We start from the raw sequence: 24,127 nt of genomic DNA, 5'->3' as shown, positions 1-24,127 counted from the left end.
CAATGCAAGGACACGGCATGAATCTCCCTGCTCTTTCCCTTTTGTCCGCCACCGCCCTTTTCGCCGGCGCGGGCGCTGCTTTCGCGGCGCCGGACGTCGTGGTCTCCATCAAGCCGATCCATTCGCTGGTGGCCTCCATCATGCAGGGCGTCGGCGAGCCGAAGCTGATCGTCGCGGGAGCCGCCTCGCCCCATACGTTCTCCCTCAAGCCCTCCAACGCTGCGACGATCGAGAGCGCCGATATCGTCTTCTGGGTCGGGCCAGGCATGGAAGCCTTCCTCGAAAAGCCCCTGGAGGCCCTGGGTTCCAGGGCCACGGTGGTGGAACTCGAGGATGCGCCCGGCCTGGAAAAACTTCCTTTCCGCGAAGGCGGTGCCTTCGAGGCGCATGACCACGGCCATGAGGGCGAGGCGGCACATGAACATGGCGGCCACGATGAGGAACATGCCGAAGGCGAAGGTCACGAGCATGAGGGCCATGAGCATGAGGGTCATGAACACGAACACGGCGCCTTCGACACGCATCTCTGGCTCGATCCGATGAACGCCAAGGCGATCGCCGCCGAGATCGAGAAGACGCTGGTCTCCGCCGACCCGGCGAATGCCGCGGCCTACCAGGCCAATGCGGCGGCGCTGATGCAGAAGATCGACGCCTTGGACACCGAATTGAAGGCGACCGTGGAGCCCGTCAAGGACAAGCCCTTCATCGTCTTCCACGATGCCTACCAGTATTTCGAAAAGCGCTACGGCGTGAGCGTGGCGGGCTCGGTCACGGTCAGCCCGGAAACCATGCCCGGCGCCGACCGGATCAGCCAGATCCACAGGAAGGTGACGGAGCTCGGCGCGACTTGCGTCTTCGCCGAACCGCAGTTCGAGCCGAAGCTGGTGGCCGTGGTGACGGAAGGAACGCCGGCCCGCTCGGCAACGCTCGACCCGGAGGCGGCGACGCTGAAGGAAGGTCCGGACCTCTATTTCGAGCTGATGCGCGGGCTCGCAAGCTCGATGAAGGATTGCCTGTCTCAGGGAACGTGAACCGGCAGGAAACGCCGGCCGGCCGCATGGTGGCGATCGATGCGAAGTCTTGCGGGCGCTTGAAGGCAGCGCCCGCAGACAGACTTGCCCTTAGCGGGAAGCGATGATGCTGGAGATCACACCGGTGGCGATGCCGACCAGCAGGAAGTCGTTGTCGACCTTGACCCAGTGGTAGCCGCGCGGCGGCGCCGACAGGCGATAGCGGCGGTAGTCGCGGATCTCGGCCATGCGGCGCCGTTCGGCCGGGCTCATGCGGTGACCCTTCACCCAGCGATGCTTGTGGACGACGACCTTCTTCTGCACATGGACGCGCTTGTCGACCCGCTTTTCCACGTGCCGGGAACGGTCGGGGCCGTGGCGCCAGTCCTGCGCCTGCGCCATGGGAGCGGCAAGAACGGTTGCGGAAAGAAGGATGGCAAAGAACTTTTTCATCGGGTGTCTCCTCGTGTTGACCACGCCCGGAAACTAGGCCCCGAATGATGAACCGTATCTGAACCGCGGAATTACATTTCTGTAATGAAATTATGACGTTCCGTTAATTTTTTGAAGCGAGGCACCGCTGCTTTAACGCACCGTCAACGGAGCGGCCGAGGCGAGGCGATTCGCCCTCCCGAGTATCGAAAGCGAAGGGCGTGCTATCCATCCTTCTCCCCGCCATAACGGGGAGAAGGTCGCTGCAGGGTATGAGGGGCAAAACCCCGTTTACCGCTTACCGCTGTGGCCCCTTTCGCTCGGCCGAGGCGGCCCAGAGGTTGATGTCGGCGTCTTTCGCATAGGTGTCGATTTTGGCAAGCTCTTCCGGGGTGAAATCGAGCCTGTCGAGTGCCTTCACGCAATCCTCCACCTGTTCCGGCCGGCTGGCGCCGATCAGCGCGGTCGTCACCCGGCCGCCGCGCAGAACCCAGGCGATCGCCATCTGCGCCAGCGTCTGGCCGCGCTTTTCCGCGATCGCGTTGAGCGCATTGAGGTTGGCGATATTCTTTTCGTTGAGGAAGGCCGTGCGCAGAGACTTGCCCTGCGCCGCGCGGCTGTCCTGCGGGATGCCGCCGAGATATTTGGAGGTCAGCATGCCCTGCGCCAGCGGCGAGAAGACGATCGAACCGATGCCGAGGTCGTCGAGCGTGTCGAGAAGGCCGTCCTCCTCGACCCAGCGGTTGATCATCGAATAGCTCGGCTGATGGATGAGGATCGGCGTGCCGAGTTCCTTGAGGATCGCCGCAGCTTCGCGGGTGCGTTTCGAATTGTAGGACGAGATGCCGACATAGAGCGCCCTGCCCGACCTGACGATATGGTCGAGCGCGCCGCAGGTCTCTTCGAGCGGCGTCTCCGGGTCGAAACGGTGCGAATAGAAGATGTCGACATAGTCGACGCCCATGCGCTTGAGGCTCTGGTCGCAGGAGGCGATCAGATATTTGCGGCTTCCCCACTCGCCGTAGGGACCGGGCCACATATTGTAGCCGGCCTTGGACGAGATGATCAGCTCGTCGCGGTATCCGCGAAAATCCTCGCGCAGGATCTGGCCGAAGGCGAGTTCGGCACTGCCGGGCCTGGGACCGTAATTGTTGGCGAGGTCGAAATGGGTGATGCCGAGATCGAACGCCTTGCGGGCGATCGCGACCTTGCGCTCATGGGGCGTGTCGTCGCCGAAATTGTGCCAGAGGCCGAGCGAGATCGCCGGAAGCTTGAGCCCCGAACGGCCGCAGCGGTTGTATTTCATGGTTTCGTAGCGGTTTGCCGCCGGTTGCCAGGTCATGATCGAAGTCCTCCGGATGAAATGCGGCGCGGAAAAGCGCGCCGCATTCATAGAGCAATTCCGGGCAAGGTGGGAACCGGTTTTCCCGTTCGGCAGTCAGCGCAGCAGCGCCAGCGCCTCGTCTATTCCGAGCGCGGCGGGCTGGGTGCAGGTGGTCGTGAGCTCCACGAACCGGTGTTCCTCGCCGGATTTCAGGATCGAGGTCATGACATCCACGCCGTGCAGCGTGCGCTCCAGCGAGCAGCGGGCATCGCGCCCCTCGATCAGCGCCATCGCCATGTCCGCCAGACCGGCCGTGCGGTAATTGGCGCGCGGCCCCTGCGGGCTTTCCTGGTTGAGGATGCCGAAGGGGTGGTCCCAGGGTTCGAGCGGCTCGATGGTCTTGTTGCGGCCGCTCGCCTCCACCACGCCGCCGAAGAAGTTCGGGTCCGGCACGAAGAGCGAGCCTTCGGTGCCGTAGAGCTCCATGTTCGCATGGCGGTGCGACCAGACATCCCAGCTTGCCGACAGCGTGATGGTGGCACCGTTCGCGAATTCGAGCAGGGCGTGGATATTGGTCGGCGTCTCGACGGGGATCACCTGCCCCTTGAGCGGCTCGCTGGTAACGGTGCGGGTCTTGTTCGCCATGGATGTGAGCGCCGCCACCCGCTTCACCGGCCCGAGGAAGTTGATGAGGTTGGCGATGTAGTAGGGCCCGAGGTCGAGGATCGGCCCGCCGCCTTCCAGGAAGAAGAAGCCGGGGTTCGGATGCCACATCTCCATGCCGGGGCTCATGACATGGCAGGTGCCGGAGGTGATGCGGCCCACGCCCCCCTCGTCGATATATTTACGGGCGAGCTGATGGGCGCCGCCGAGGAAGGTATCGGGGGCGCAGCCGACGGAAAGCCCCTTCTCCTTCGCGAGCTTCTGCAGCGCCTTGCCCTCTTCGAGCGTGATTGTCAGCGGCTTTTCCGAGTAGACGTGCTTTCCAGCTTCGAGGATCGCCCTGGAGACGGAGAAATGCGCCGCCGGGATCGTCAGGTTGACGATCACGTCGAGCTCGTCATTGTCGAGCAACTCGGCGATCGACTGCGCCTTGACGCCGTATTCCTCGGCGCGCATCTCGGCCGCCTCCTTGTTGAGGTCGGCGCAGGCAAGCACTTTCAGCCCCTTGAAGAGGGGCGCCAGCTTGAAATAGGTGGTGGAAATATTGCCGCATCCGATGATGCCGACGCCAAGTTCCCTGGACATGAAAAACTCCGGAATCTTCTGATCAATAGGTTTTGAAGGAGGCGATCGAGCGCGTCAGCAACCGCTCGACATCCTTCGGATTGTCGTGTTCGAGCACGTAATGCCTGGCCGGCGTTTTTCTCAGCGCCGCCATCAGGTCCTTCCACGGCACCGTGCCGTGGCCGACATCCGCCCAGCCGTCCTCGTCGGCATTCTCGCCGGCCGGCGCGATGTCCTTCACATGCACGGCCGAGATGCGCTTGCCGTAGCTCTCGATCCACGCATAGGGATCGGCGCCGCCCCGGATGAGCCAGGCGATATCCGCCTCCCAGGCGAGATCGGGGCCGCCGGCCAGGATCTGCTCCTGCGGCGTCGAACCGTCGGCAAGCGCCTTGAACTCGAAATCGTGGTTGTGCCAGCCGAACGTATAGCCGGCGTCCTGATACCGCTTGCCGGCTTCCTGCAGCCGCCGGCCGAAGGCGAACCAGCCGGCGGCGTCGCCCGGCCGCTGGTCCGGCATGAGGAATGGGCAATAGATCGCCTCGATGCCGAGGATTTTCGCGATCCGCAGAGCCTGTTCCGGCTCCTTTTCGAGGAGGTCGAGGCCGAAATGGCCGGTCGGCATGGCCAGCCCGTTGGCGTCGAGCTCGGCGCGCAGCGCTTTCAGGCCGGCCTCGTCGAGCGTCGCGTAGATGCCGCCGTAACCCTCGACTTCCGAATAGCCGGCGCGGGCGACGAGTTTCAGGATATCGGAAAGCGGCGGGAAATTGCGGGCGCAATAGAGCTGAAAACCGAGCTTCGTCATAGGCTTCTCCTCGAAATGGACCTTTAGCCTGCCGCCTGGCAGGAATGGAGGTCGTAGATGCGGAATTGCGGGGCCGTGCCGCCCGGCACGGCGGGAGTGAACGTGATGCGCCGGCTCTCGCCGGCGGCCAGATCGAAAGCGTTGTCGGAATAGCGGCCGGGCGTGGCGCTCTCGATCAGCACGAAGAGCGCCAGTCCCCTCGCCTGCACGAGCAGGTCGAAAGCGCCGTCACCTGCGGGCGACACGGAAAGTTCGAGACCGGCAGGTTCGAGTTCCAGCGCCTTGTAGGTGCCGTGGACATAATGCCCCTCGCCGCCCGTACCGTCGGAAGCGGTGAAGCTCCAGGCAAGGATCGAGGCGGCAGGAATGTCCGAGGCCGGCAAGGTCAGGACGGTCACCGCGGCATCCGGCGTGCAGACGGCTTCGACGCTTCGCAGCCGCGTGCGTTCGCCCTTGAGCGTGAGCAGCGAGAGATTGATGGTGACCGTGACGTCCGCGGGCGTGTCATTGACCAGTGACAGGCGGATTTCCCGTCCGTCCTCCGACGGGATGGCCGCCACGGCGACCGGCTGGAAGAAGCGCCGGGCCATGTAATGCAGCATCTTCCAGCTTCCGCCGTAATCGAGGCTCGACCAGGAGGCGACAGGCCAGGTGTCGTTGAGCTGCCAGTAGAGCGTGCCCATGCAATGGGGTTTCAGCGAGCGCCAGTAGTCGACGGCCGTCTTGATCGCGATCCCCTGCTGCACCTGGCTCAAATAGACGAAATTCGGAAAATCCGCGGGAAAGCGGAAATTGCGGAACATCGTGCCGGCGATGCGCTCGTTGCCGCCGGCATTCTTCTGGTGATGCTCCATCACCGGCGAGGCGATGTTCATGTCCTTCGCCGCCGCGTAGGTCTCGATCACTGGCAGCGAGGTATAGGACTGGAAACCGAATTCCGAGCAGAAGCGCGGCCGGACCGAACGGTAATCGTCGAACGGCTTGTTCTCGTGCCAGACCGACCAGTAATGCATGTCGCCGGAGCCGTCCGCATGCCAGGCATCGCCATAGTCCAGATAGCCGGAAGCCGGGCTCGACGGCCACCAGATCGCTCCGGGCGCGGCCTTCTTCACAGCCTGTTCGATCGTGCGGTTCAGCCGGTCGTAGTTGACGAGATAGCGGTCGCGGTTCTCGCGAGAATCCGGAAACCAGTTGAGCGCGCCGACCAGTTCGTTGTCGCCGCACCAGAGGACGATCGAGGGATGCGAGCTCAGCCGGCGGACCTGATAGTCCACCTCCGCCTCGACGTTTTCGAGGAAATCCGGCGTCGAGGGATAGAGATTGCAGGCGAACTGGAAATCCTGCCAGACCATCAGGCCGAGCCGGTCGCAGAAGTCGTAGAACCAGTCCGCCTCGTAAAAGCCTCCGCCCCAGACGCGGATCATGTTCATGTTCGCGTCGATCGCCGAGCGCAGCAGGTCCTCGGTCTTTTCCGGGCTCGTCAGCGAGAAGAGCGCGTCGGCCGGGATCCAGTTGGCGCCGCGGCAGAAGATTTCGCGGCCGTTGACGCGGAACGCGAAGCGGCTCCCGGCCTCGTCCAGATCGGTCAGGAGTTCGACGGTGCGCAGACCGACCCGGCGGACGATCGTCTCGGATGGGATATCGACCTCCAGCCGATACAGCGTCTGGTCGCCGCTACCCGCCGGCCACCAGAGTTTCGGCTCTTCGATATGGAAGACGTGAGTGATCACCGTTTCGCCTGGGCCTACGCCACAGTCGAGTCTGACGCGCTCGCTGCCGAACGAGAGGTGAACCGGCAGGATACCGGGCTCCTCGGCATGGAACGTCACGGTCACATGGAGGTCGACCGCACCGCCGTCATGTCTCTGACTGGTGACGACATGTTCGATGCGGGCGGTTTCGAGCTTCTTCAGCGCAATCTCGCCATAGAGGCCGAGCGGCGCCAGCGCGATATTCCAGTCCCAGCCGAAATGGCATTGCGGCTTGCGCAGCATGTTTCCGTTGGGAATCGGGCAATTTGCGGTGGAATAGGGAATGTAGAAGGGCTGCCGCGCCTGGCGCTCCGCCCCTGCCGTAATGCTGGAGCGGAAGAGGATGCGGATCGTATTCCTGCCGGGCTTCAGTGCCTTCGACACGTCCGGCCGGTAGCGGCGGAAGCAGTTGTCGGCTTCCAGAACCGCGACGCCGTTGACGAAGACGGTCGCAACGGTGTCGAGATAGGTGATGTCGAGATACCAGGACCCGTCCGGATCATCGAGCGTGAACTGCCGCTCGACCGCCCAGTCCTCACGAGCGACCCATTGCACCTCGTTCTCGTTGCGGCCGAAATAAGGGTCGGGGATGATGCCGGCCGATCTCAGCGCGCTGTGCACGTCGCCGGGGATGGGAATCTCGGTGCGATGCGTTCCGGTTGCGGAGGTAAGCTGCCATGTGCCGGAGAGGTCGATGGATGTCATTGGATCTGTCCGGGAAAGCTATGGCGTGCCGTGTCCGCCCCCCTCTGGCCTGCCGGCCATCTCCCCCACGGGTGGGGAGATTGGCTGGGAGCCTGCTCACCGCTCCCATCGCGAGCGTGGGGGATGGCGAAACGTTGCCACGAATCGATCTCCCCCCTTGTGGGGGAGATGGCCGGCAGGCCAGAGGGGGGTAACGCTTGACGCGACCGCAACCGACCTAGGCAAAACTGGCACCAGCGCAACATCAAATCCGCTCTTCCGTCTCGGCATCGAAAAGCGAGGCCATGGTCATGTCGAAGGCGAGGCGGACCTTGGCGCCGACCGCATAGCGCCGGGCGCCGCCGATGCGTACCGACAGCGTATGGCCGGCATGTTTGAGCCAGATGAGGTTGTCGGCGCCCATCGGCTCCTCGATATCGACCACCGCCTCGTGCACCTCGCCGCCGGAAATGTCGCCGTCCACCTTGATATGCTCCGGCCGGACGCCGAGGATGACCTTGCGTCCCGGGGCGAGCGGCTGCGCGGCGTCGTAGCCGTCGAGCGAGAAGCTGGTGCCGTTGGTCCTGAAGACCGGGCGACCGCCCTCCTCCGCCAGTTCGCCCGTCAGGAAATTCATCGACGGCGAGCCGATGAAGCCCGCGACGAACCGGTTCTTCGGCCGGTTGTAGATCGTCACCGGATCGTCGAGCTGCTGGATGACGCCGCTCTTCATGATGGCGATGCGGTCGGCGAGCGTCAGCGCCTCGATCTGGTCGTGGGTGACATAGATCATCGTGTTCTTGAGCGCCTGGTGCAGCCGCTTGATCTCGACGCGCAATTCGGAACGCAGCTTGGCGTCGAGGTTCGAGAGCGGCTCGTCGAACAGGAAGACGTCCACGTCGCGGACCAGCGCGCGGCCGATCGCGACGCGCTGGCGCTGGCCGCCGGAAAGTTCGGCGGGCTTTCGCTTCAACAGCGGTTCGATCTGCAGGATGCCGGCGGCACGCGCCACCCGGCGGTCGATCTCCTCCCTCGCCATCTTGGCGACGCGCAGGCCGAAGGAAAGGTTCTTCTCGACCGTCATCTGCGGATAGAGCGCATAGGACTGGAAGACCATGCCGATGCCGCGGTCCTTGGGCTCTTCCCAGGTGACGTTCCTGTCCTTGATGAAGATCTGGCCCTCGGTCGGTTCGAGGAGGCCGGCGATGCAGTTGAGCAGCGTGGACTTGCCGCAGCCGGAGGAGCCGAGCAGCACCAGGAACTCGCCGTCGCGGATGTCGAGGTTCAGGTTTTCCAGCACCTTCACCGAGCCGAATGAAAGCGACAGTTCGCGGATGGAAACGCTGCTCTTCGGGCGGAGGGAAACAGTGTCGTGCATCAGGCTTTACCCTTTGACTGCGCCGGCGGCGATGCCGCGGACGAAAAGCCGGCCGGAGATGAAATAGACGATCAGCGGAACCGCGCCCGTCAGCAGCGTGGCCGCCATGTTGACGTTGTATTCCTTCACGCCCTGGACCGAATTGACGATGTTGTTGAGCTGCACGGTCATCGGATAGGTATCCGGCCGGGTGAACACGACGCCGAACAGGAAGTCGTTCCAGATGCCGGTCACCTGCAGGATCATCGCCACCACGAAGATCGGCAGCGACATGGGCAGCATGATCCGGAAATAGATCTGCCAGAAACCCGCTCCGTCGATGCGCGCCGCCTTGAAGAGTTCGACCGGAAGCGAGGCGAAATAGTTGCGGAAGAGCAGCGTCAGGATCGGCATGCCGAAGATGGTATGCACGACGACCAGCCCGGTGAGCGTGCCGTAGATGCCCATTTCCCGCAACACGATGACGATCGGATAGATCATCACCTGATAGGGAATGAAAGCGCCGACGATGAGGATCGAGAAGAAGAGTTCAGCGCCCTTGAACCGCCAGTTGGCGAGCGCATAGCCGCTCACCGACGCCACCGCGATCGACACGACGACCGACGGCACGAGGATGCGCACCGAATTCCAGAAGCCGCGCGAGAGTCCGTCGCAGTTGAGCCCCGTGCAGGCCTCGGCCCAGGCCTTGACCCAGGGCTCGAAGGTGATCTCCAGCGGCGGCGAGAAGATGTTGCCGAGCCGGATTTCCGGCATTCCTTTGAGCGATGTGACGACCATCACGTAGAGCGGCAGGAGGTAATAAAGGGCCGCGACGATCAGCGTGCCGTAGAGCATGACGTTGCGGCGCGACAGGACCCGCCGCGGCTTGCGGCCGCGGGGGCCGGAAGCAAGGCGCGATGAAACGGCATCGATGCCTGCCACGGTCGTGTTGAGGGTGGAAATGTTAGCCACGCTTGCGCCCTCCGAACTCCAGATAGGCCCACGGAACGATGATGATCGCGACGGTCAGCAGCATCATCGTCGAGGCGGCGAACCCCTGGCCGAGATTCTGCGCCTGGAACATGTAGTCGTAGACGTATTTCGCCGGCACTTCGGAGGCATTGCCGGGACCGCCGCTCGTCTGGGCGACGACGAGGTCGTAGACCTTCACGATGCCGCTCGCGATGATGACGAGCGTGGTGATGAAAACCGGGCGCATCATCGGAATGACGATGAGGAGGTAAGTCTTCCACATCGGGATGCCGTCGACCCGCGCGGCCTTCCAGATGTCCTCGTCGATGCCGCGCAGGCCCGCAAGCATCAGGCACATGACGAGGCCCGTGCCCTGCCAGAGCGCGGCGATCAGGATGCCGTAGATGACGATGTCGGGGTCATAGAGCGGATCGAAGCTGAAGCCGGTCCAGCCGAGCGAGCGGACCACCGACTGGATGCCGAACTCCGGATTGAGAACCCATTGCCAGACGAGGCCGGTGACGATGAAGGAGAGCGCGAAGGGATAGAGGAAGATGGTCCGGAAGGTGTTTTCGAAGCGGATCTTCTGGTCCATTAGGGCCGCCAGCACGAAGCCGATGACCAGGCTGAAGATCAGCGAGAGAATGCCGTAGATCGCCAGATTCTGGATCGAGATGATCCAGCGGGAAGAGGCCCAGAGCCGCTCATACTGGTCCAGGCCGACGAAATTCAGCCGCGGCAGGAGCCTCGAATTGGTGAAGGAATAGATCACCGTCCAGAGCGTGCCGCCGAGAAAGATCACGCTGGCGACCAGGATCATCGGAATGGACGCGATCTTGGAATTGAGATTGCGGAACAGATGGTTCGGCCGCCCGGCCGCTGCCTGTTTGACCATGCTGGGCCATCCTCCGTTGAAGAAAGAAGCTTGGAAGGAGCCGGCCGCCGCCGGCTATGGGGCAGCCGTCATGCTGACGGCCGCCCCCGCACGACGGGAGAGATCAATCGGCAGAGCCGATGATGTCCGCGAAGCGCTTCTGCGCGTCTTCCGGCGTGATCGAGGCACTGGCGAAGAACTCGGACATCAGGTCCTCCTTCTGCTTCTGCGTATCCTGCGACAGCAGCTGATCCGTGCTGGTCACGATGTTTCCCTTGGCGATGATATCCAGCCCCTTCTTCATGCAGTCGTTGGCAGCAGCGATATCGACGTCACCCCGGATGGGGACCGAACCCTTCTTCAGGTTGAAGGCAACCTGCACCTTGGGATCGACGATGGTTTCGGCCAGGATATCCTGCGCCTTGGATTTCGCTTCATCCTTGAGGACCGGGAAATAGAAGGCATCGCCGCCGGTCGTCAGATATTGGTTGAGGCCGAGGCCCGGCAGGCAGCTGTAATCGGTTCCGGCCGTCTTTCCCGCGACCTGGAACTCGCCCTGCGCCCAATCGCCCATGATCTGGCCACCGGCCTTGCCGGTGATCACCATGTTGGTCGCCTGGTTCCAATCCTGGACATTGCTGCCTTTGGCCATCTGGCGGGCCTGGTCCGCGGCGGCGAATATCTTCGCCATCTCGGGACCGGCGGCGACCTCCTCGTCCTTGTCCTTGTAGACCTTCTCGTAAAGCTCCTTGCCGCCGATCGAGATGGTCAGGGTGTCGAAGAGGCCGTTCGCCTGCCAGGGCTGGCCGCCCAGCGCAAGCGGCTGGATGCCTGCCTTCTGCAGCGCCGGCGCGGCGGCGACGAATTCATTCCAGTTCTTCGGCACGGGGACGCCGGCCGCCTTGAACGCGTCGTTCGAAAGCCACAGCCACTGCCAGGAATGGATGTTGATCGGCGCGCAGTAGATCTTGCCGTCGATGGTGCAGGAATTGAGCAGGCTGATCGGACGGATGACTTCCTTCCACTTGCCCTTTTCCGCCACCTCGGTGAGGTCGCGCATCAGGCCTTCCTGCACCAGCTCCTCGGCCTGCCGGCCGTGGTTGAACTGCGTCGCACCCATCGGGTCGCCGCCCGTGATGCGGCTGATCATGATCGGTCGCGCGGTGCTGCCGGCACCGGCGATCGCGCCGTCGATCCACTTGTTGCCGGTCGCATCGAATGCCTTGGCAAGTTCCGCAACGGCTGCGGCCTCACCTCCGGACGTCCACCAATGCGTCACTTCCAGATCAGTCGCATTCGCGAGGCCGAAAGGCAGCGCGACCGTCGCGGCCAAGGCGGCCGCCATTGCACGGAAATCCATGAGTTCTCCTCCCTCACTGAAACGTTGCCGTAAAAACGTAGGCCAATCGCAAAAAACGTGCAACCCGTTTTATCGGAAAAAATTCGTGATCCGAGAAAATACAATCAATGGGAGAATACATGACCCGCCGGAAGAAACTGCGACAAACGCACAAGGCCTCAAAATACGCGATTTATCGAATGCCTTGCCCACATATAGCTTTCTTGCATTCGCAATTGCAAAATTCGATTTCGCATCTGCGTTGTACAACTTCTGGAAAATGCATTTTTCAAAAATCCGAAATTCCACTCGACATTTTACCTCTATCGTTACAGTAAATACCCTCTGGAGAGAATATCGGGAGGAATCGCGCCGTTTTCAGGCAAGCTTCGGCTCACTATAGTGACGGCCTGACTCGGGCGGTGGTGACGAATGGACGACAGTGGAAGATCAAGGACAGGCGCATCAATCCAGGGCGCAGGTCGGGCGCGTCCCACCTTGAAGACGATCGCCTATATGACGGGGCTTGGCATCACCACCGTCTCGCGGGCCTTGAAGGATGCGCCGGATATCGGCGCGGAGACCAAGGAACGTGTCCGGCTGGTCGCCAACCAGCTCGGTTATCAGCCGAACCGCGCCGGCGTGCGCCTGCGCACCGGCAAGACCAATGTCATCGCCCTGGTCCTGAGCATCGACGAGGAGCTGATGGGCTTCACCAGCCAGATGGTGCACGGCATTACGGAAGTGCTGGGCGGCACGCAATATCACCTGGTGGTGACGCCGCACTCCTTCGAAAAGGACCCGATGGTGCCGGTGCGCTACATCCTCGACACCGGTTCGGCGGACGGCGTGATCATCTCACGCATCGAGCCCGAGGATGCGCGGGTACGGCTGATGACGGAACGGAACCTCCCCTTTGCCACGCATGGCCGCACGGACATGGGCATCGAGCATCCCTACCACGACTACGACAACGAGGCTTACGCCTACCAGGCCGTCCGCAAGCTGGTCGAGAAGGGCCGCCGGCGCATCGCGTTCCTGTCGCCGCAGAGCCGATTCTCCTTCTACATCCACAGCCGCATCGGCTTCGAGCGCGGCCTTGCGGATTTCGGCGCGACGGAAGTGCCGATGGGGCGCGTGACGAGCGAAACGCCGTTCGAGGAGACCCGCGCCTATGCGGAGCGGCTGATGCGCTCGGCGGAGCCGCCGGACGGGATCATTTCGATCAGCGGCTCAGCAACGATCGCGCTCGTGGCTGGCCTCGAGGCGGCTGGCAAGAGGCTCGGCGTCGATGTCGACCTCGTGTCGAAACAGTCGGCCGAGTTCCTCAACTGGATCCGGCCGGAAATCTATACCGTCAACGAGGATGTCCGCCAGGCCGGCCGCGAACTTGCCAAGGCGGTGATGGCCCGCATAGACGGCGTCGCGCCCGAGCTCCTGCAGAGCATCAGCCAGCCGGTCTGGTCGAAGATGGCGCCCGCGGACTGAACGGCTCAGGGCTGAAACGAGACGCCCGCCGGAGAGGCGGGCGTATTCTTTTCACAAGGGATCGAAGATCAGGCGTTGTTGCCGAGACCGCTGCCCCACGGGCCATGATGCCTGTCCACGCCGTCGAGACGGTCGAAGCCATGGGCGCCGAAGAAATCGCGCTGCGCCTGGATCAGGTTCGCCGTGCCGCGGCCGCGTCGGTAGGCGTCGAAATAGGAAAGCGCCGAGGCGAGCGCCGGAACCGGCAGGCCGGAAAGCGTTGCATAGGAGACCACGCGGCGCAGCGCGCCATCGGTTTCCTTGACCATCTTCGCGAAGGCCGGCGTGACGATGAGGTTCGCCACATGCGGATCCTTGGTGAAGGCGGAGGTGATCTCGTCGAGGAACTGCGAGCGGATGATGCAGCCGGCGCGCCAGATCTTGGCGATCGTCGGCATCGGCAGGTTCCAGTTGTATTCGGCGGAAGCGGCGGCCATGACCGCGAACCCCTGCGCATAGGCGCCGATCTTGGCGGCCAGCAGCGCGTTTTCGAGATCGGCGAGGAAGGCCATGCCGTCTTTCGGCCTCTCCGCGACCTTCGGCAGGCCGAATATCTTCTCGGCGGCGGCGCGCTCTTCGCGCTGCGACGAAAGGATGCGGCCGGCGACGGCTGCTTCGATCGCAGTCGCGGCGACGCCGAGGTTCTGCGCCTCGATGACCGACCATTTGCCGGTGCCCTTCTGGCCGGCACTGTCGACGATGACGTCGACCATCGGCTTGCCGGAAATCGGATCGGTCGCCTTCAGAACCTTCTCGGTGATCTCGATCAGATAGGAATTGAGACGGCCCGTATTCCAGCGGCCGAAGACATTGCCGATCTCGGACGCGCTCATGCCGAGGCCGTCGCGCAGGATGCCGTAGATTTCGGCGATCATCTGCATGTCGGCATATTCGATGCCGTTATGGATGGTCTTGACGAAATGGCCGGCGCCGTTTTCGCCGAGCCAGGCGACGCAGGGTTCGCCGTTGAACTTGGCGGAAATCGAGGTCAGCACTTTCTCGACGCGCTTCCAGCTCTCTTCCGTGCCGCCGACCATGATCGACGGGCCGTGACGGGCACCCTCTTCACCGCCGGAGACGCCCATGCCGATGAAGGTCAGGCCGCTGTCCTTCAGATTGTCGAAACGGCGCATCGTATCGCGAAAATTCGCGTTGCCGGCATCGATCATGATGTCGCCGGGCGAAAGATAGGGCTTCAGGAGCTCCATCTGCTGGTCGACCGGATCGCCGGCCTTGATCATGATGATGATCGGCCGCGGCGGGCGGATGGCGGCGACGAATTCTTCGAGAGTCTCGCAGGGCACGAGCTGGCCCTGCAGTTCGCCGGCCTCGGCATAGAACTTGCGGGTCGCTTCCGGAGTGCGGTTGAAGACGGCGATCCTGTTGCCTTTTTCGGCGATGTTGAGCGAAAGATTCGAGCCCATGACGCCGAGCCCGATAAGGCCGATTTCTGCCTGTTCCACGGATGTGCCTCCATTTGAAGATTCGAGGGTGTTGTCGCACTCATATAGTTCGACGGCAAGGCTGAGGCGACATTAAACGATTAAATTTCGATGACACTGCGTCTTCCCACGGATGACGGGGCATGCCGTCCGGCTTTGCCGAAACGATGCCTTGCCTGTGCCCATATCGGATGCGACAAGGATCGTCATGAGTGCCGCCGCCAAGACAGACAAGACAGACAAGACAGATATGCCGGTGCTGGCCATGTGCGCTGGCACCTATCGCGAGCAGCCGGCGACCGGCCGGCTCGCAAGGCTCTTCCGCCGCGTCTGGTCGCACAGGCTGCCTGAGCATTCCGCAGGAGGGACGGCAGTCGTGCCTGACGGTTGTTCGGACCTGATATGGACGGGCGGCCGGTTGATGGTGATCGGCCCCGACCGCATCGCCGCGTTCCCGGCCCTGCCCGCCGGAGAGACGGTCCTCGGCCTGCGCTTCAGGCCAGGCGCCGCCTTGCGCTGGCTTGACATTCCGCTGAGCGAGCTCGTCGGGCGGTCGGTGCCGCTGCGGGACGTGCGAGGTGATGTCAGAGCGATCGAGGAACAGCTCGCAGACGAAGCCGACGCGGGACGCAGGCTGGCACGTCTTTGCGCCTGGGCAGGCGGAGAGGCAGCCGCGGCGATTGATCCGCAGGGTGACATGGAAGCGCTCTTCAACCGCCTGAGCCGCGGGACGCTGCACGACTTCTCGGCAGGTGCGGCACTCGGCGAGCGCACCCTGCGGAGGCGAAGCCGCGACCATTTCGGTTACGGGCCGAAGACGCTCGAGCGCGTTCTCCGCCTCCAGCGTCTCCTCGGCCTTCTGCAAAAACCTGCATCGGACAATCTGGCTATTCTGGCCTACGAGGCGGGCTATGCCGATCAGGCTCACATGAGCCGGGACGTGAAGGAACTTACGACGCTGACGCCGCAGGACATTCGCCGGCAGCTCTCCGCCTGATTGTCCGTTTTCTTCAAGAAACGGCGGTCCTTTTCCTATAAGCCTGCGGGAAATGGAGGAACGACCATGACGACCATGCCCGCCCGTATCATTCACATGAGCATCGAAAGGCCCTGGCAGGAGGTCTACGCCTTCGCGTCCAACCCCGAGAACATGCCGCTCTGGGCCTCGGGACTGTCCACCAGCCTTGACCGCGATGGCAACGACTGGATCGGCGACGGCGGGCCGCTCGGCAAGGTGCGCGTGCGGTTCACTCCCGGCAACCCCTTCGGCATCCTCGACCATACGGTGACGATGGAAAACGGCCTCGTCGTGGAAAATCCGCTGCGGGTGATGCGAAACGGCGACGGCGCGGAAATCATGTTCACGCTGCTGCAGCGCCCGGATCTCGACGACGCGGCTTTCGAATCGGACGCCGCTCATGTTCTCAAGGACCTGAGGACGCTGAAAGAACTCATGGAACGGAAGGGATAGGAGGCAACTCATGGGAGCCAGAGGAGCGGATCGCAAGATCGACTATATCGAATTCAATGTCGGCGACATCGAAAGAGCCAAGGCGTTCTACGGCGCGGCCTTCGGCTGGACCTTCACCGATTACGGACCGGACTATTGCGAATTCCAGGACGGGCGGCTGACCGGCGGCTTTGCGAAATCCGGGAATGTGAGCGCCAAAGGCGGCGCGCTGGTCATCCTCTTCGCGGATGATCTCGAAGCCATCCAGGCAAAGGTCGAGGAAGCCGGCGGCAGGATCGTCAAGCCGATATTCGCCTTCCCCGGCGGGCGCCGGTTCCAGTTCACCGACCCAGAAGGATATGAGCTCGCCGTGTGGTCGGATAAATAGGGATCATGCCGCTGGACGCCGCCTGCGGTCGGCCGTCTCCTGCATGACCAGGAGCGCGCCGATGAGCTGCGACGACCCTGAAACGCAGGGCGACATGCGGCAGCGGATCACGACGGTCCGCCCGTCGATCTGGTCCGCATAGGTGAGCGAGATGCTTTCGCCCTCGAAACAGCGGTCGAGAGCCGGCTTGAACTCGTTCTGGAAGCGGTGGATGCCGACGAATTCGGCGATATGCCGGCCGATCAGCGCATCGCGCGGCAAATCGAGACGGCGGGCATTCGTTTCGTTCGAATAGAAGATGCGGTAGCCCGGCGCGATCACCACGATGCGGTCGGAAATACGGTTGAGGAGCGCGTCGTCGAGAAAGCCGTCGGCCGTGGCATCGGCGATCACCGAGGTTTCCGTCGGTTCCGGCGCCGGCCGGCGGTTGAGCGAAAGGCCGGTCTCGGGAACCACGTAGCGCTCGACCAGCATCTGCAGCAGATGCCCGTTGCGGCGCACGCAGCCGCCGTCGTCCGCCTCCTCGTTCAGCAGATCGAGGGCGAACCGGAACTGCGCCTGGATGCTGGTCGCATCCTTCCCCTGGCTCGAAAAGATGGCCAGCAGCAGCGGGTCAAGCTCGCGGTCGAGCGCGGCGGTCGCCTGTGTGTCGTTATGTTCGATCGCCTGCCGAAGATCGGCATATTTGAACCAGAAAAGATCGATCAAGGCCTGCAAAGAACCACCCCTCTCCTTGTCCGGAGATAACGCCGACCTCCCCCGAGATCGATGTCTCCGTCATTTGATGCGATTCACATTAATTTTTTTCTCAAAATCAGACCCCATTTGTGGCCGATGACTTAATGCAGAATGTCCGGCCACGCAATCCGGAGATGTAATCAGATTCTGCACATCCGCAGATTACAGCCGTCCCTTGATATGCCAGCGATCGTGATACCAGAGCCACTGCTCGGGGTATTCCCGCACCCAGCTCTCCACCTTGTCGTTCAGCACCTGCGCGGTGCCCTGAACGTCGAGGTTTCCGTTTGCATCCCGGGGCAGTTCGATCTTCGGTTCGATCTCCAGCCGGTAGCGATTGTCCGGCAGGCGGATGCAGCGTGCCGGATATACGTCCGCATTGAATTGCCGCACGAGCTTGGCGAGCAGCGGATTGGTCTGCACCGGCCGGCCGAAGAACGTCGTCTTGAGCCCTTTCCGGAATTTCTGGTCGACCAGGACACCCACGCCGCCGCCCGCTTCCAGCCGGCGGGCGAGCGCGAAGGACGAGCCGGCATGCGACGGCACCAGCTGACCCATGCGGCTTGCCCGGAAGTCGAACACCTTCTCGGCGATATAAGGATTGTTGGGCGGCCGGAAGAGCACCATCACTTCCAGGCCGAACGCCTTGCCTGCAACCGGCAGAAGCTCGAAATTGCCGGTATGGGCGGTGAAGACGATGAAGGGGCGCGGATTGTCGCGCAGGTCGAGGAAGATCGGTATGCCCGACACTTCCACCCTGCCCGGCTTTTCCTGGCCGGGATCGAAATCGAACAGGCGGTCTAGGAAGACGTATTCGGCGGCAAGCCGGCCCATATGGCCCCAGCTCGCGATGGCAATCTCTTGAAGCTCTCCGTCGGTCTTTTCCGGATAGGCATTGCGCAGGTTGACCAGCATCAGCTTGTGGCGGCCGAGCTTCGGACCGATGCGGCGCGCCAGCCGGTCGGCGAAACGGATCGCCGGATCGGCCGGAAAGACCTTGAGAAGATTGAGAAAGCCGAATGCGATCTGCGCCACCAGCCATTGCTGGAAGTTTCGCAGCGCGATCGCGATCCGGACGATGAACATCTTCACGGGCAGGCGCCTCAATCCATCCTGAGCACGATCTTGCCGAAGACCTGGCGGGTTTCCATGCGCTCCAGCGCCTTGTCGATCTCGTCGAAGGTGACTTCCGTGTCGATGACCGGATGGACGATCCCCTGGGCCATCTTCTGCATGGCGTCCGCCATGTTCTCCATGCGGCAGCCGAAGGAGCCGAGCAGCTTCAACTGCTGCTGGAAGAGCATCATCAGGTTCATCTCGGTCGAGACGCCGGAGGTCGAGCCGCAGGTGACCAGCCGTCCGCCGCGCTTGAGGCAGAGCATCGAGCCCGCCCAGGTATCCTTGCCGACATGTTCGAAGACGACGTCGACGCCCTTCTTCTTCGTCAGCTTGCGGACGACGCCTTCGAAGCGGTCGGTGCGGTAGTTGATGACGTGATCGGCGCCGAGCGCCCTGGCGCGCTCGATCTTGTCGTCGGAACCGACCGTGGTGATGACCGTGCAGCCCATCTTCCTGGCGAGCTGGATCGCCGCCGTGCCGATGCCCGAGCCGCCGGCATGCACGAGGATCGTCTCGCCCGGCTGCAGCTTGGCGTTGTCGAACAGCATGTGCTCGACCGTACCGAAGGTCACCGGTGCGAGCGCTGCGCCGACCGCATCGACGCCGGGAGGTGCCGGCACCAGAAGGCGCGCCGGCAGGTTGGCCTTTTCCTGCGCGAATCCGTCGAGGTGGAAACCGTGCACCCCGGAGACGTTTTCGCACAGATTGTCGCGCTTCTCCCGGCAGGGCTTGCAGAGGCCGCAGGTGCGCGCGCCGTAGATCGACACGAGCTGTCCGGGGAGAACGTTCGATACGCCCGGACCGATCGCTTCCACCACGCCGGAGGCTTCCGCGCCGATCGTCAGCGGCATCTTGCGCTTGGCGAACGCCATGCCGCGCCAGCCCCAGACGTCGATATGGTTGAGCGCGACCGCCTTCACGCGGAGCGTCACCTCGCCGGGGCCGGGAGCCTCGGGTTCGGGAATGTCCACGGCCTCGAGCTTGCGGTCGTCGATCAGTTGCAGAGCGCGCATGACTTTATTCCTTTCAGATCCACCAGACTGACGAGGACTTTGCCGCATACCCGTCGTCATGCTCGGGCTTGTCCCGAGCATCTGCTAACCTTCATTTTGCTGACGTTGGTAGATCCTCGGCGCAAGGCCGAGGACGACGTCCCGATTTATGGCGCTGGCCTTAGACCGGTTCCAGCGCCATGACAAGGCTGGCGTTCTGGCCGCCGAAGCCGAAGGAGTTGGAAAGCACCGCTTTCGGTTGCCCGTTCCGCTTCTCGTTCGGCACCACATCGAGCACGATCGTCGGATCGGGATTGGTGTAGTTGATCGTCGGCGGCAGCGTGCCGGTGAGCATGGTCTGGATCGAGAAGACGGCTTCCACAGCGCCGGCCGCCGTCAGCGTATGGCCGATCATCGACTTGTTCGACGAGACGGGGATGTCCTTCAGGCTGTCGCCGAAGACGGCGAGCATGGAGCCGTATTCCATCTTGTCGTTTTCCGGCGTCGACGTGCCATGCGCGTTGATATAGCCGATGCCGCTTTCGTCCATTCCGGCATCCGCGAGCGCTGCACGGATCGTGGCGATCGCCGGGCCGCCGTCCGGCGAAGACCGGGTGCGGTGGAAATGGTCCGCCTTCTCGCCGCACCCTTTCAGGATGCCGAGGACCTTGGCCCCGCGGGCGATCGCGGACTCCAGCGATTCGAGCACCAGCGTCGCGGCCCCTTCGGCGATGACGAAGCCGTCGCGATCCTTGCTGAAGGGCTTGGACGCCTTTTCCGGCGGATCGTTCTGGGTGGAGAGTGCGGAAAGCAGCGAGAAGCGAATGAGCGCCTCGGCGCTGACCGAACCGTCCGTCGCAACGGTCAGCGCGCGGTCGGTGCGGCCCTGGCGGATCGCCTCCACGCCGAGCTGGATCGCGGTGGCGCCCGACGCGCAGGCCGTCGACAGGGTCACGGGAAGTCCGCGCGTGCCGAACGTATCGGCCAGACGCTCCGAGATTGAGCCGAACTGCACGGCTTCGAGGAAAACCGGATCGGGGCGCTCACGCATGGCGGTCAAAAAGCGGTCATAGGCGTCGCCCTCCGCCCTGGACGGCGGGGCGCGGTCGGCAAGCGCAAAACGATCGCTCCACTCGGGCTCCACCGGCGGCGCGGCCAGGAAGAGCGGGCCGTCGAAATCGCCGGAAAGCCCTGCCTGGGCCAGTGCCTCGGCTGTCGTTTCCCGCGCGAAGGCGAAGGAGCGTTCGACGGAATTCTCCGCCGGCACCTTGATGAAATCGACCGTGCCGCTGATCCTGGTGGAAAGCCCTTCCGTCGGAAAGCGGCTGACCTTGTGGATGCCGGACGTGCCCGATGTCAGCGCTGCCCAATTGTCGGCAAGCCCCTGTCCCAGCGACGTGATGACGCCCATGCCGGTGACCGCGACGATCGGGCGGCCGAGATGATCCTTGAAGCGATTGTCGCTCATGATTGCTCCTTTACGCCGCAGAGAGGACCGCGAGGCCCTCGCCGCGCGTATAACCGACCGTCGTCACCACCGCATGCTTCGCGGGAGCCGCCATCGGCTTTTCGTTCCGGGCATCGAATGTGGGAACGCGGGCCGTGCCATCCAAGCTGAGTGCCGCGAGCGCAAGACCGAGCGGGAACTGCGCCTCCATGCCGTGGCCGGTGACGCCGCCGTAACCGCGGATCGGTGCGCCGGCGAACGCCTGCTCCAGAACCGCCTTTTCGCGGGATGCGAGCTCCACAAGCCCGCTCGCGCCCGAGAAGACGACCGTGTCGTCTTTCGAGAGGCCGGAAGCATGGCCGGCAAGGCGGGTCAGGCGCTTTTCGAGCCGCCCGTCATCGCGAGTACCGCGATCGCCTTCGATCGCGTCGATCACGGCGTAGACATGCGCGCCGCGGGCCTCGGCATGCGCGCGCGATTCGAGCACCAGGAAGGCGCCGACCGAACCCATGATCATGCCGCCGCCGTCATCGGCCGAGCGCGACCAGAGCGGATGCCAGTCGCCGGTCGCATGCGCCCGGATGCCTTCGACGAGCAGAAGAATGTCGGCACGCTCGGCGACAAAGGCGCCGCCGACCAGGCAATGGGTCGACTGACCGGCCTTTATCCGGTGGAAAGCCGTCTCGACCGCGGAAATGCCGGCCGACTCCTCGCCCATGAAGGTGCGGGACGAACCCGTGACCTTATGGACGATCGATATGTTGCCGGCCACCAGGTTGGAAAGCTGCGCCAGAAACAGCGTGGGCCTGAGCTCGGTCGTCAGCTTTTCGTTCAGAAGCATCTCGCGGTCGTTGCGCTTGAGCGCCTCGTCGACGATCAGGGAATCGACCTTGATGTCGCGCTCGCCGCCGCCGGCCGCGACGATCATGTCCATGGAAGCGCAGGCTTCCGCATCGGTCTTGAGGCCCGCATCGTCGAGCGCCAGGCCGGCGGAAAACACGCCGAGCCTCTGCCAGTTCTCCATCTGGCGCTGGTCGCCGCGCTTTGCGATCTGCGCTGACCAGTCGATTTCCGGCATGGGATGGACCGGATAGGGCGCGAAACGCTCGGTCTCGACCTTCGGCGCCCCCACATCCGCAGACGACAGGAGAGCCGCATGCGGTTCCTTGCCCACGCCCTGGCAGGTGACGATCCCGACCCCGGTAATCACGACATCATTGTCAGACTTCATCATATCCTCTTTGCCCATCGGCCCGGATGAGAAAGCTCTCGGGCAATTCCTGGAAAAGCGCGAGCCGGTTTTCCGTCCGGAACTGCGTCAGATTTAGACGCTTGCGGCGAGCGCGTCCATGAGGCCGACCTCTTCCGCACGTGTGCGGACGACCGGCGCCAGCGGGATCTCGCTGAAATTCATGGTACGCAGCTTGAGCTGCGCATCGCAGACCCGTTTGCCGGCGCTCGAAATCTTCGCCTTGGTGACGGCGTAGCCGGACCCCTCGTGCTCCAGAAACGCCTCGATGTCGAGCACGGCATCCGGTTCGACGAAAGTGCGCATCTTGGCACCGTCGACCGACATCAGGAAAGGCATGGCGGCGAAATCCGTGGCGGCGAGCACCAGGAAGCCTGAGGCCTGCGCCATGGTTTCGATCAGCAGGACGCCCGGCACCAGCGGCATTCCGGGAAAATGCCCCTCGAAGACCGGGCTTTTCGCCGGCACGACCGAGCGCGCCTTGAGGGTTTTCGCCTTGAGATCGACCGCTTCGACGCGGTCGATCATCTGGAAATATTCGAGCAGCATAAGATTGCCGGCCCGGGAAGATCGGTGACGATCAGCCCTTTGCCGCCTTCAGCTCGTCGATCTTGGCACAGAGATTCTTGAGGACGAAATATTCCTCGGTCGAAACCTTGCCCTCGTTCACTTCCTGCGTCCACTGTTCCAGCGGAATCTTGATGCCGAATTCCTTGTCGATGGCGAAGACGATATCCAGAAAGTCGAGGCTGTCGATGCCCAGGTCATCGATCGTGTGGCTTTCCGGCGTGATCGTTTCGCGATCGATTTCGCTGGTCTCAGCGATAATGTCGGCAACTTTGTCGAATGTAGCAGTCACGCCCATGTCCTCTGAAGAATAAGAAATCAAAGTTCCACATAGGGAAATCGATCCCAAATGCCAATGGCCTCGTTTTCCCGCTTGAAAATTTGCGTCGGAACTGTTGCCTAAACAGCAATTGCCCGATCAGGCAACAGAATGGCGGCCGTCCACCAGCGCCGCGCGGATAGCCTCCAGCACTTCCTCCGACCGGACGTCCGTGCAGACCCACTGGCTCGGCTGCCCGTCCCAAGGGCTGCCGGTGAATTTGCGGCCCTGGTCGGGCGCCTGGATCGTCGCGCCGTCCGCGATACCGCCGCACACGACACGCACGGCGCCGCCGCGCAGGGTGAAGAGGTCCGGCCGCACCAGATAGACGCAGGCCGCGCTGTCGTGCACGGCCATGCCGGCGATGCCGACCCGGCTTTTGTAGAACTCGATGTAATATTGCGACAGGTCGGACAGAAGCTTCACGGACCGGTCGCCCGATTTCACCATCACGTCGAGATATTCCGCCGTCATGATCGTCTTCATCGTCACGTCGAGGCCGACGATCGTCACCTTCCAGGGGGTCGTGAAGATGATGTCGGCAGCTTCCGGGTCGCCGTGGATGTTGGCCTCGGCAGCCGGCGTCACGTTGCCGATGACGTCGAAGGCGCCGCCCATGACGACGACTTCCTTGACCAGGCCGGCGATCTCGGGATCGGCCCGAAGCGCCAGCGCCAGGTTGGTCATGCGGCCGACGGCGACGAGCGTCACCTCGCCGGGATTGGCGCGTACCGCATCGATGATGAACTGGTAGGCCGGCCGCGGATCGAGCGGCAGGTCCACCGTCTCCGGTACGCCGATGTTTCCGAGTCCGTCGGCGCCATGCACCACCGAGGCCGCACGGTCGTCACGGCGGGACGGATCGATGGTCTGCGCGGCGCCTTTCGCGATCGGTGCGGAAATATCCCATTCCTTATGCAGAAACTGAGCATTCCGGGTCGTCAGATCAACGCCGACATTGCCGAAGACGGTCGTCACGCCGAGGAGATCGATTTCCGGATGCCGGTGCAGGAAGAGCAGCGCCATGGCGTCGTCGACGCCGGGATCCGTATCGAAAATGACCTTGTGCATGTGCTTCGTCCCCGTGTTCGACGGTTTTCAAGGTCGCGCACAA

General features: G+C 63.1%; 23 protein-coding genes. 5 read left to right on the top strand and 18 right to left on the bottom strand.

Annotation, left to right across the window (positions count from 1 at the left end; translation table 11 throughout):
• Positions 1–17: 17 nt before the first annotated feature.
• The gene (locus QTA58_RS20205; RefSeq protein ID WP_289670490.1) at positions 18–1,031 is read left to right on the top strand and encodes a zinc ABC transporter substrate-binding protein; all 1,014 of its coding nucleotides are present in this window, start codon (positions 18–20) and stop codon (positions 1,029–1,031) included.
• A 90-nt stretch (positions 1,032–1,121) separates the two neighbouring features.
• Here QTA58_RS20205 and QTA58_RS20200 read toward each other — a convergent pair whose 3' ends face one another.
• The 9 genes from QTA58_RS20200 to QTA58_RS20160 all read right to left on the bottom strand — a co-directional run bounded on the left by QTA58_RS20200 (position 1,122) and on the right by QTA58_RS20160 (position 11,796).
• Positions 1,122–1,463 (bottom strand): RcnB family protein, encoded by a 342-nt coding sequence (locus QTA58_RS20200; protein WP_085424519.1) that lies wholly within the window; start codon positions 1,461–1,463, stop codon positions 1,122–1,124.
• A gap of 277 nt (positions 1,464–1,740) precedes the next feature.
• Positions 1,741–2,784 carry an L-glyceraldehyde 3-phosphate reductase gene (mgrA, locus tag QTA58_RS20195; RefSeq protein WP_289670489.1) on the bottom strand — a complete coding sequence of 348 codons (1,044 nt, stop codon included), beginning with the start codon at positions 2,782–2,784 and terminating at the stop codon, positions 1,741–1,743.
• 96 nt (positions 2,785–2,880) lie between these two features.
• The gene (locus QTA58_RS20190; RefSeq protein ID WP_289670488.1) at positions 2,881–4,014 is read right to left on the bottom strand and encodes a Gfo/Idh/MocA family oxidoreductase; all 1,134 of its coding nucleotides are present in this window, start codon (positions 4,012–4,014) and stop codon (positions 2,881–2,883) included.
• A gap of 22 nt (positions 4,015–4,036) precedes the next feature.
• Positions 4,037–4,798, bottom strand: a complete 762-nt coding sequence (locus tag QTA58_RS20185) for a sugar phosphate isomerase/epimerase (protein ID WP_289670487.1) — start codon at positions 4,796–4,798, stop codon at positions 4,037–4,039.
• A gap of 23 nt (positions 4,799–4,821) precedes the next feature.
• Entirely contained in the window at positions 4,822–7,254 is a 2,433-nt protein-coding gene (locus tag QTA58_RS20180; protein WP_289670486.1) for a glycoside hydrolase family 2 protein, read from the bottom strand.
• A gap of 244 nt (positions 7,255–7,498) precedes the next feature.
• Positions 7,499–8,611 carry an ABC transporter ATP-binding protein gene (locus QTA58_RS20175; protein ID WP_289670485.1) on the bottom strand — a complete coding sequence of 371 codons (1,113 nt, stop codon included), beginning with the start codon at positions 8,609–8,611 and terminating at the stop codon, positions 7,499–7,501.
• Positions 8,612–8,617: 6 nt separating this feature from the next.
• On the bottom strand, positions 8,618–9,562 hold the full coding sequence (locus QTA58_RS20170; protein ID WP_085424524.1) for a carbohydrate ABC transporter permease: 945 nt from the start codon (positions 9,560–9,562) through the stop codon (positions 8,618–8,620).
• The gene (locus QTA58_RS20165; protein WP_085424525.1) at positions 9,555–10,457 is read right to left on the bottom strand and encodes a sugar ABC transporter permease; all 903 of its coding nucleotides are present in this window, start codon (positions 10,455–10,457) and stop codon (positions 9,555–9,557) included. The genes QTA58_RS20170 and QTA58_RS20165 overlap by 8 nt, the downstream gene beginning before the upstream one ends.
• A gap of 103 nt (positions 10,458–10,560) precedes the next feature.
• A complete protein-coding gene (locus QTA58_RS20160; RefSeq protein ID WP_085424526.1) occupies positions 10,561–11,796 on the bottom strand; it encodes an ABC transporter substrate-binding protein in 1,236 nt (411 codons plus the stop codon).
• A gap of 411 nt (positions 11,797–12,207) precedes the next feature.
• On the opposite strand from QTA58_RS20160, the gene QTA58_RS20155 reads away from it, so the two are divergent.
• The gene (locus QTA58_RS20155; protein WP_085424527.1) at positions 12,208–13,263 is read left to right on the top strand and encodes a LacI family transcriptional regulator; all 1,056 of its coding nucleotides are present in this window, start codon (positions 12,208–12,210) and stop codon (positions 13,261–13,263) included.
• A gap of 68 nt (positions 13,264–13,331) precedes the next feature.
• Here QTA58_RS20155 and gndA read toward each other — a convergent pair whose 3' ends face one another.
• Positions 13,332–14,765, bottom strand: a complete 1,434-nt coding sequence (gene gndA / locus QTA58_RS20150) for an NADP-dependent phosphogluconate dehydrogenase (RefSeq protein WP_085424528.1) — start codon at positions 14,763–14,765, stop codon at positions 13,332–13,334.
• A gap of 187 nt (positions 14,766–14,952) precedes the next feature.
• Here gndA and QTA58_RS20145 point away from each other — a divergent pair, with 187 nt between their 5' ends.
• The 3 genes from QTA58_RS20145 (at position 14,953) to QTA58_RS20135 (ending at position 16,582) form a co-directional block, all read left to right on the top strand.
• Entirely contained in the window at positions 14,953–15,741 is a 789-nt protein-coding gene (locus QTA58_RS20145; RefSeq protein ID WP_289670483.1) for a helix-turn-helix domain-containing protein, read from the top strand.
• Between the two features lie 66 nt (positions 15,742–15,807).
• Complete coding sequence (locus tag QTA58_RS20140; RefSeq protein ID WP_289670482.1) at positions 15,808–16,215, top strand: SRPBCC family protein; 408 nt, start codon at positions 15,808–15,810, stop codon at positions 16,213–16,215.
• A 10-nt stretch (positions 16,216–16,225) separates the two neighbouring features.
• Positions 16,226–16,582, top strand: coding sequence for a VOC family protein (locus tag QTA58_RS20135; protein WP_085424531.1), 357 nt, complete (start codon positions 16,226–16,228; stop codon positions 16,580–16,582).
• 3 nt (positions 16,583–16,585) lie between these two features.
• Here QTA58_RS20135 and QTA58_RS20130 read toward each other — a convergent pair whose 3' ends face one another.
• The 8 genes from QTA58_RS20130 to QTA58_RS20095 form a co-directional block, all read right to left on the bottom strand.
• Positions 16,586–17,299, bottom strand: coding sequence for a PAS domain-containing protein (locus QTA58_RS20130; RefSeq protein WP_289670481.1), 714 nt, complete (start codon positions 17,297–17,299; stop codon positions 16,586–16,588).
• Between the two features lie 183 nt (positions 17,300–17,482).
• Positions 17,483–18,412 carry a lipid A biosynthesis lauroyl acyltransferase gene (locus tag QTA58_RS20125; RefSeq protein WP_289670480.1) on the bottom strand — a complete coding sequence of 310 codons (930 nt, stop codon included), beginning with the start codon at positions 18,410–18,412 and terminating at the stop codon, positions 17,483–17,485.
• An 11-nt stretch (positions 18,413–18,423) separates the two neighbouring features.
• Positions 18,424–19,452 carry a zinc-binding dehydrogenase gene (locus QTA58_RS20120; protein WP_289670479.1) on the bottom strand — a complete coding sequence of 343 codons (1,029 nt, stop codon included), beginning with the start codon at positions 19,450–19,452 and terminating at the stop codon, positions 18,424–18,426.
• A gap of 160 nt (positions 19,453–19,612) precedes the next feature.
• Positions 19,613–20,899 carry a beta-ketoacyl-ACP synthase gene (locus QTA58_RS20115; protein ID WP_289670478.1) on the bottom strand — a complete coding sequence of 429 codons (1,287 nt, stop codon included), beginning with the start codon at positions 20,897–20,899 and terminating at the stop codon, positions 19,613–19,615.
• 10 nt (positions 20,900–20,909) lie between these two features.
• Positions 20,910–22,112: a beta-ketoacyl-ACP synthase gene (locus tag QTA58_RS20110; RefSeq protein ID WP_289670477.1), complete on the bottom strand. Its 1,203-nt coding sequence runs from the start codon at positions 22,110–22,112 to the stop codon at positions 20,910–20,912.
• A gap of 90 nt (positions 22,113–22,202) precedes the next feature.
• Positions 22,203–22,676 (bottom strand): 3-hydroxyacyl-ACP dehydratase FabZ family protein, encoded by a 474-nt coding sequence (locus QTA58_RS20105; RefSeq protein ID WP_085424536.1) that lies wholly within the window; start codon positions 22,674–22,676, stop codon positions 22,203–22,205.
• Between the two features lie 31 nt (positions 22,677–22,707).
• A complete protein-coding gene (locus QTA58_RS20100) occupies positions 22,708–22,992 on the bottom strand; it encodes an acyl carrier protein (RefSeq protein ID WP_092662234.1) in 285 nt (94 codons plus the stop codon).
• Between the two features lie 120 nt (positions 22,993–23,112).
• Positions 23,113–24,084, bottom strand: a complete 972-nt coding sequence (locus tag QTA58_RS20095) for a nucleoside hydrolase (protein ID WP_289670474.1) — start codon at positions 24,082–24,084, stop codon at positions 23,113–23,115.
• Between the last annotated feature and the right edge of the window lie 43 nt (positions 24,085–24,127).

It is taken from the genome of Neorhizobium sp. CSC1952 (genome assembly GCF_030378245.1).
Lineage (GTDB): Bacteria > Pseudomonadota > Alphaproteobacteria > Rhizobiales > Rhizobiaceae > Neorhizobium > Neorhizobium oryzae_A.
This window is presented reverse-complemented; position numbering and strand designations above follow the sequence as displayed.

Excerpts from the sequence above, each read along its gene's own strand:
- QTA58_RS20205 (WP_289670490.1), top strand. The coding sequence starts at position 18 with ATGAATCTCCCTGCTCTTTCCCTTTTGTCCGCCACCGCCCTTTTCGCC.
- QTA58_RS20200 (WP_085424519.1), bottom strand. The coding sequence starts at position 1,463 with ATGAAAAAGTTCTTTGCCATCCTTCTTTCCGCAACCGTTCTTGCCGCT.
- mgrA (WP_289670489.1), bottom strand. The coding sequence starts at position 2,784 with ATGACCTGGCAACCGGCGGCAAACCGCTACGAAACCATGAAATACAAC.
- QTA58_RS20190 (WP_289670488.1), bottom strand. The coding sequence starts at position 4,014 with ATGTCCAGGGAACTTGGCGTCGGCATCATCGGATGCGGCAATATTTCC.
- QTA58_RS20185 (WP_289670487.1), bottom strand. The coding sequence starts at position 4,798 with ATGACGAAGCTCGGTTTTCAGCTCTATTGCGCCCGCAATTTCCCGCCG.
- QTA58_RS20180 (WP_289670486.1), bottom strand. The coding sequence starts at position 7,254 with ATGACATCCATCGACCTCTCCGGCACATGGCAGCTTACCTCCGCAACC.
- QTA58_RS20175 (WP_289670485.1), bottom strand. The coding sequence starts at position 8,611 with ATGCACGACACTGTTTCCCTCCGCCCGAAGAGCAGCGTTTCCATCCGC.
- QTA58_RS20165 (WP_085424525.1), bottom strand. The coding sequence starts at position 10,457 with ATGGTCAAACAGGCAGCGGCCGGGCGGCCGAACCATCTGTTCCGCAAT.
- QTA58_RS20160 (WP_085424526.1), bottom strand. The coding sequence starts at position 11,796 with ATGGATTTCCGTGCAATGGCGGCCGCCTTGGCCGCGACGGTCGCGCTG.
- QTA58_RS20155 (WP_085424527.1), top strand. The coding sequence starts at position 12,208 with ATGGACGACAGTGGAAGATCAAGGACAGGCGCATCAATCCAGGGCGCA.
- QTA58_RS20145 (WP_289670483.1), top strand. The coding sequence starts at position 14,953 with ATGAGTGCCGCCGCCAAGACAGACAAGACAGACAAGACAGATATGCCG.
- QTA58_RS20140 (WP_289670482.1), top strand. The coding sequence starts at position 15,808 with ATGACGACCATGCCCGCCCGTATCATTCACATGAGCATCGAAAGGCCC.
- QTA58_RS20135 (WP_085424531.1), top strand. The coding sequence starts at position 16,226 with ATGGGAGCCAGAGGAGCGGATCGCAAGATCGACTATATCGAATTCAAT.
- QTA58_RS20120 (WP_289670479.1), bottom strand. The coding sequence starts at position 19,452 with ATGCGCGCTCTGCAACTGATCGACGACCGCAAGCTCGAGGCCGTGGAC.
- QTA58_RS20115 (WP_289670478.1), bottom strand. The coding sequence starts at position 20,899 with ATGAGCGACAATCGCTTCAAGGATCATCTCGGCCGCCCGATCGTCGCG.
- QTA58_RS20110 (WP_289670477.1), bottom strand. The coding sequence starts at position 22,112 with ATGATGAAGTCTGACAATGATGTCGTGATTACCGGGGTCGGGATCGTC.
- QTA58_RS20105 (WP_085424536.1), bottom strand. The coding sequence starts at position 22,676 with ATGCTGCTCGAATATTTCCAGATGATCGACCGCGTCGAAGCGGTCGAT.
- QTA58_RS20100 (WP_092662234.1), bottom strand. The coding sequence starts at position 22,992 with ATGGGCGTGACTGCTACATTCGACAAAGTTGCCGACATTATCGCTGAG.
- QTA58_RS20095 (WP_289670474.1), bottom strand. The coding sequence starts at position 24,084 with ATGCACAAGGTCATTTTCGATACGGATCCCGGCGTCGACGACGCCATG.